At 45.6% G+C, this 6,141-nt stretch carries 3 protein-coding genes and 4 pseudogenes; 4 read left to right on the plus strand and 3 right to left on the minus strand.

Annotated elements, in window-relative coordinates:
* Positions 1-4 precede the first annotated feature (4 nt).
* Positions 5-640: pseudogene (locus RYZ59_RS22035) on the plus strand (DNA transfer protein); the annotation flags it as partial.
* Between the two features lie 230 nt (positions 641-870).
* Positions 871-2,636 (plus strand): annotated as a pseudogene (locus RYZ59_RS22040) (lytic transglycosylase domain-containing protein).
* A 130-nt stretch (positions 2,637-2,766) separates the two neighbouring features.
* On the opposite strand, the pseudogene RYZ59_RS22045 reads toward RYZ59_RS22040, so the two are convergent.
* Positions 2,767-2,910 (minus strand): annotated as a pseudogene (locus tag RYZ59_RS22045) (phage tailspike protein); the annotation flags it as partial.
* A 20-nt stretch (positions 2,911-2,930) separates the two neighbouring features.
* Between RYZ59_RS22045 and RYZ59_RS22050 the strand changes: the two are divergent.
* Positions 2,931-3,185: pseudogene (locus RYZ59_RS22050) on the plus strand (phage tailspike protein); the annotation flags it as partial.
* 480 nt (positions 3,186-3,665) lie between these two features.
* Positions 3,666-4,445: a hypothetical protein gene (locus tag RYZ59_RS22055; protein WP_318050730.1), complete on the plus strand. Its 780-nt coding sequence runs from the start codon at positions 3,666-3,668 to the stop codon at positions 4,443-4,445.
* Positions 4,446-4,698: 253 nt separating this feature from the next.
* Here the strand turns inward: RYZ59_RS22055 and RYZ59_RS22060 are convergent, their stop codons facing one another.
* Together RYZ59_RS22060 and RYZ59_RS24865 are read right to left on the minus strand one after the other, a co-directional pair.
* Positions 4,699-5,985, minus strand: a complete 1,287-nt coding sequence (locus RYZ59_RS22060; protein WP_318050732.1) for a hypothetical protein — start codon at positions 5,983-5,985, stop codon at positions 4,699-4,701.
* Between the two features lie 95 nt (positions 5,986-6,080).
* Positions 6,081-6,141 (minus strand): IS1 family transposase (locus tag RYZ59_RS24865; RefSeq protein WP_071528444.1); only part of this gene is annotated, 61 nt, incomplete at its 5' end.

Below are 6,141 nucleotides of genomic sequence, written 5' to 3' on the forward strand. Positions count from 1 at the left end.
CATAGGTAGCCGAGTAGTTCAGTTAGCTGACGGGCGCACTGTAAATATTGGAGGAAAGATCCACGGAGCGGGTGCTAATGCATTCTATGAGGGCGTTGATGACTATGGGAATATGGTCAGAGTTCCTGCCAATGCCATCGCTGCACCTCCTACATCGGCCGCCAGTGCGCAAAATTACGGGATGAAGAAAGACCTTGATGCAATATTCAAAGCATCACCAGATCAATTGGGGTTTATGACGGGGATTACTGGAGGTAGTGGCACTCCATCATGGGATGCAGAAGCTAGAAGCCGGTGGAGTGGTGGTGACCAGCGCCAACTTTTCAATGCTACCAAGCGCATTCAGGGAAAAATGCAAAATCAGGGCATTGCCGCAGCTCGTGATATGGGCGCATCAGGCATCAACACCGTTGCAGAGGCGAAGATGTACTTTCAGGGCATGCCGCAGGTTGACTATTCAAGCCCTCAAGCTATGCAGAAGTCTATTCGAGAAATTAAGCAGTACACCGACAACTACAACCAGCAGTATCAGGTTGATGTTGGTAATGGTGGGCAGCGGCAACAGCAAACATCACTGACGGCAGCACAACAACCAACGCAATCGAAAACATCGGGTTACCAGTCTCTATGGGGTGATTAATGGCTAAGGCATGGAAAGACGTTATTGCCTCTCAACAGTACTAGGCATTAGCACCAGAGCAGAAAGCACAGGCGCAGGAGCAATACTTCAATGAAGTAGTCTCCCCACAAGCAGGAAGCGATGCAGAGCAGGCCAAGCAGGCTTTCTACGCTGCTTACCCGCCCCCAACAACTCAACAACCTGTACAGCAGACGCAGGAATCGGTTCAACCACAGCAAGAAGATGGATTCATGTCTGACCTTGGCAATGCTGCTGCAGAGACTGGGCGCGGATTGCTTCAGGCTGGCGTTAATCTGGCGAATATTCCGGCATCATGGCTGATGCAGTAGCCAGTGCCGGGGCATGGGCTGGTCAGAAGCTTGGTATAGGAGATGGAACTTATCAACCAGCTCCACGCGTCACGACCCAAGGGCTTGAGCAGGACTTCGGTTTGCAGCAGGGGGCGCTTACTCCTCAGACAACAGAAGGTAAAATCTTCTCAGAAGCGCTTCCATACCTGACTCCAGTAGGAGCAGAACGAATTGCAGCACAGGCTCCATCTATTGCAGGACGTGTTGCTCAGGGCGCATCACGTTTGCTTGCAGAGAACGCTGTTGGTTCTCTGGCTGCAAATAGTGAACGTGATAATCCTGAAGCTCTGGCAGCAGATCTAGGTACTGGTGTTGCACTTGGTGGGGCTATTAACCAGTTGGGCCGTGCCGCAGGGGCTGTCTATCGTGGAATCCGCGGTACGATAGCACCAGAAGCGCAACAGGCTATTCAGTTCGCTAATGCTGCTGACGTTCCTCTGCATACGACTGACGTTTTGCAGCCAAATTCCCGTGTCGGTCGCATGGCGCAAACCACAGCTGAAAACATCCCGTTCGCCGGCACAAGCTCAATGCGAGCTGGACCGCAGGAAGCTCGCAGCCAGTTGGTAGATGAGTTTGCATCGCGATTTGGTGAGTATGAACCGTCGATTGTGGTTGGTAGCCTGAAGGCTAAATCATCTGGAATTCGCAGAGCTGCTGGAAATCGTCTGGAACAGGTACAGAACGCCATGGCAGGAGTTAACATCCAGCCAGGTCGTGCTATTCAGCAAATTGATAATGAAATCGCTGATTTGCAGAAGCTTGGAGGCGCTGCCGATAACGAAACCATCTCAAAGCTTAAAGTATACAGGGAAGAGTTATCTCGCAATGCCGGGGCAAGCGGAGCAATGGCTATGGATCTGCAGTAACTAAGTGCATTGCGCAGCCAATTCAGACAGGACGTGAAGGGAGAGCGTCAGGCTCTAATTAACAGATCTGAGGCTGCAGTTTATCGAGTCTACAACGCAATTACCGGAGATATCGACAGCGCTATAGGGCAGAATCTTGGTAATGACAGCCTGCGTCGTTATAAGCAAGCTAACTCCATCTACGCTGATGAAGCCAACAAACTACAGAATACTCGCCTCAAGAATGTGATCATGAAAGGAGACCTAACTCCTGAAGTGGTAAACAACATGCTTTTCAGCAAGAACAAATCAGAGGTTCAGAATCTGTATCGGTCTGTCGGACAGGTGGGGCGAGCTCAAATGCGTAATGGCATCATCGGAAAGGCTATGGAGAAATCAGGTGGTTCTCCAGACCAATTCCTGCGCCAGGTTAACTTGATGTCAAACCAGACGGGAATCGCTTTTAAAGGACGAGATGCTGCATATCTGAAAGGACTGAAGAACTACCTTGAGTCAACCAAGCGAGCAGGTCAGGCCGGGGTAACAACGCCAACAGGTCAGCAGACAATCCCGTTCATTTTAGGTATCGGATCTGCAACGAACCCGGCACTCGTTGGGGTTGGTGGTGGTTATGGATTGCTGGCGAGAATGTATGAGAGTGAACCGGCACGTAACGCAATGCTTCGTCTTGCCAACACGCCTCGTGGATCTACGGCATTTGAGAAGGCGTTAGCAGATGTTGAGCAAGTTGTTAACTCTGTTGCTCAGGGCGCTAAGTCAGAAACGTTAAGCGAATAGCAACTTTCCTACAACAACACCGCAGAGTAACAAAGCAAAGTTCAGCAAATCACGTTCCATAAATCCTCCTGAATTTCAAATCATTATAATCCAAATTCACCGCAACGTTGCGCAAGTTTTAGCTTGTGCAGTTATCAGGATCAGTCATCTCACCAGGAGGTGTATCTATTTTTGAAATGTATATTTTGCCATTAAAGTTAGCTTTAAATGAGCGTGCCAAGGTAAACAATTGAGCTGGCATGCTTACAACAATATTGGCTGTAATGTCTGACATTTACTATGCTCCGGGCGCAGCAAAACTATGTGCAGGTTTATCTGGAGAATGAGGATGGGTCACACGTCCCAGTTTCTCAGCCAATTATCATCAATGCAGGCGGATATCCTGTTTACAACGGACAGATTTCAAAGTTTGTTACCGTTGAAGGTTATGCAATGTCTGTATATGACGCCGCGGGTGTTCAGCAACACTACTTCCCAAACATACTGAAATACGACCCGGATCAGTTAAGACAGGGTTTGGCTGGGCCAGGCGGTGCAGATTTAATTGGTATAGGTAATAGCACGGTAGCAGAAAGGCTCAACAACTCTACGATTCAGGCAGTGCACAATCTCTATGGTTTCACACCAGACAGGAAAGTAACTGTAAACGTGATATCAATGTTTGATGGATGGTCAGTTGATGCTACTGGAAATTACCGGCCATATGGAGGTGGGTATTTCGTTTTCGATCCTGACATGGAAAAGAGCAAGCATGATGGAGCATTCATAGTAAGCTCCACAGTACCTTGGGATGGCTCTCTGGCTGGTCGTGATGACTGGCTGGATAAAGTTGGTGAAACATCACCTACCGGGAAGGGTGCTTGGGTTCGTTGCGCTTCAGGAAGGAAGGTAAATATCCTATGATATGGTGCTACACGAGTTAATGCTGATGATAATACGAAGCCTATTAAAAAATTCGTAAACAAAATGCTGTCTGAGAACATGAATGGGTATGTTCCGAGAGGCAATTACCGAACTGTTGAGCGCATATTGTTTGATTTGAATATATCACCCACCAGAAACTTTGGTGAACTTTCTGGCGATGGAGCATATGAAAGCATACTGTTCTCCAGTGCAACCGATGCCAATGCAATTCATTTTTACAATTCGAAAGGCGCTGAAGGACCAGACTGTTTCCAGGGTAAAATTAGCAGAATAGGGTTCTCAGCATCCCCTCTTTCTGGTGCTACCATTATATTTGGACTTGAGGACTTCACTGATAACTTCGGAAACTGGAGTTTTGATCAGGTTCACTTCGCATCTGATACCAGAGTTGGAACTGTTACAGATGACAGGATCGTTCTGAAACTTAACTGGCTTTTTGATTGCACTTTTAATAACGTTGTTGTTACAGGATATCCTAACTATGGAAAATCTGTAGAAATGGATAAGGTTCAGTTCACAACATGGAATGGTGGCAGTATATCAAATGCTAAGTATGGGCTGTATTTTGGAGCGGTATCAGCAAATAACCACAGCATAGTGTTTACATCTCTGGACATGGAGAATATTCATTATGGTGTCTATAGCAGAGATATTCACCTCGAAAAGATTAGATTTATTTCTCCATTTGTCGATATTCGAGATCCCGATGCTGATGACGAACCGGCAGACAACTATGTAATAAATATTGAACAAGGTGACAGAAAGACTGTTTTAATTGATGACATCAGGCTAGGTCGTGTTTATTCAAATCTTTCTACTGGTAAATTTTTTGGACCAACACATAGTCATGAAAAATTAATAGTTACTGGTTTTTATCCAGACTAACCAAATCCAGCGGTTCCCGCTACTGATATAGCCTATCAAAACAAAACAGGTCAATTGCAGAGGGTTCTTGTTTACCTTGCGCTTGGCACTACCAGTATCTTCATCAATGGAGAGGACACAGGTTTTAAAAGTGGTGAGTTCACCATCGATGTTGGAGAGCAAATTGCCATTAGATATACGGGAACTGCTCCGGCGTGGAGATGGAAAGCCATTCGCTGAGTAATATGAAAAGCGGCCATCAGGCCGCTTTCAATCACTTCCAGTATCTTGGGTAATATTCAAGGTATTGGTTAAGACTGAACATTGATGCCAGAACGCAGATGACAGCAATAAGAATCAATGCAGACCTACCTGCTTTTTCCATTCTCATTGCCGACAACGCGAAAAGAAGTGCTATCAAAAACCCTATCTTAAGCCTGTCGAATGTGTAAATTATCGCGTGCTCAAACATGGCTACGTTCTCTATCAGCAGAATGCCAACAACAGCAATAAGAATGTATGCAGTTATATAGTTATCTTTACTGAAAGAATCGCTTTTTTTGACAAAAAGTGATGCAACAACCATGAGGATTGATGATATCAACCATGGACCATATGACTGATAAACTGACAGCCACCAGTCATTCCATCCAACATACGCAACCTCTAATCCCCTGGATGCTGCTCTGTTAGAAAGTTCTTTGAAGTAAGGACCAAGGCCTACCATGAACGAGTAGTACCACAACAGAGTCAGACCGCCAAGGATGGCTATACCAGAATAGATAATGGTGTTTTTATAGCCAGATTTATTTTTTATATCGCTAATAAGCACCACAAAAAATACCGCTACGCACATCAGATATGCTGTCCACTCAACCCAGCAAGCTACTGCAGACAACACCCCCAGTGCTATAACAGTTTTTCTGTTTATCCCGATAGCTAATAAAAGCAACGCCGCCGATGCAAATATCTGGAAAGTTTGATGTGCCCACATTGATAGTTGATGTGAGTGCATTGGCTCTACAGCGTAAAGCATCGGAATAACTGAAAGAAAAGAAATTACAGCGCTATACTTTGATTTTTTTGTGAAAATAGAAATAGCAAAATATGTTAGAATTACTGATGTAATCCAGAACAGCATGTTAACCCATTGTAGCATTTCCCATGAAATAGGTATACCAGACACTAGGGATGCCGTTTTTATTACGCCATAAGATATAATCATGGAGCCAGGTGGGAAAGATGAGTATACAGCTTCGTGATTTATTCTTGCAGATGGGAGAGTTGCCGGTTCGTGAGGTTCAGGCCAGGGTGTGGCAACGCAAGGCGCATCAAGTGCAGTGCAAGGACGACTAACCGCGAAGTAGTGCTTGTTGATCGGGAGCATGTCGTAACGTTTTAGCGTGTTGAAAAAATGCGCTGATGCTTCAGCATTTTCCCATCTTTTATTCCAGTGGCCCTTGTCTGATGGTGATCCATAGTTGTAGCCATATAAAGTTATTGCCGTTATCAGCCATAGAGCAACAATAGCTATTGCTCCTATGATTGTAGACCTGCGCATCGTGCTTCCTTTTTCTTGCTAATACTCAGTGGTTGGATGATATGATTTCGTTATAGAGGCTGGCGATTATACACTTCTTGGGTAATGACTCCAACTTATTGGTAGTGTTTTATGTTCAGATAATGCCCGATGACTTTGTCATGCAGCTCCACCGAT

The sequence above is a fragment of the Citrobacter sp. HN-141 genome, from assembly GCF_033341895.1.
GTDB lineage: Bacteria > Pseudomonadota > Gammaproteobacteria > Enterobacterales > Enterobacteriaceae > Citrobacter.

Excerpts from the sequence above, each read along its gene's own strand:
- RYZ59_RS22060 (WP_318050732.1), bottom strand. The coding sequence starts at position 5,985 with ATGCGCAGGTCTACAATCATAGGAGCAATAGCTATTGTTGCTCTATGG.